At 60.1% G+C, this 271-nt stretch carries 1 protein-coding gene; it reads left to right on the top strand.

The features are described 5' to 3' along the window. Positions 1-271, top strand: a 271-nt coding sequence (locus P8629_RS11875) for a PAS domain-containing protein (RefSeq protein ID WP_278166327.1), incomplete at both ends; no start/stop codon positions are given.

Below are 271 nucleotides of genomic sequence, written 5' to 3'. Positions count from 1 at the left end.
CGAGACGGCACGTTTCTGTATGCCTCTCAAGCCGCCCGCGATCTGCTGGGGTACGCGCCCGAGGAGTTGATTGGCGTCTCGGCTTATCAGCTATTTCATCCCGCCGACCTGAGCGCGCTGCTCAACAAGTCGCCACGGGTTTATTACCATGATGGGTTCTACCAGCAGACCTATCGCTTTCGCGCCAAGGCGGGCCATTACGTGTGGTTTGAAACCACCAGCCGGACCCGACGAGACGCCAACACGGGCGAGCTGCTGGACATTCTCTGCG

It is taken from the genome of Hydrogenovibrio sp. 3SP14C1 (assembly GCF_029625905.1).
Taxonomy (GTDB): Bacteria; Pseudomonadota; Gammaproteobacteria; order Thiomicrospirales; family Thiomicrospiraceae; genus Hydrogenovibrio.
The sequence above is the reverse complement of the archived record's forward strand: the minus strand, read 5'-3'. Positions and strand labels throughout refer to the sequence as shown.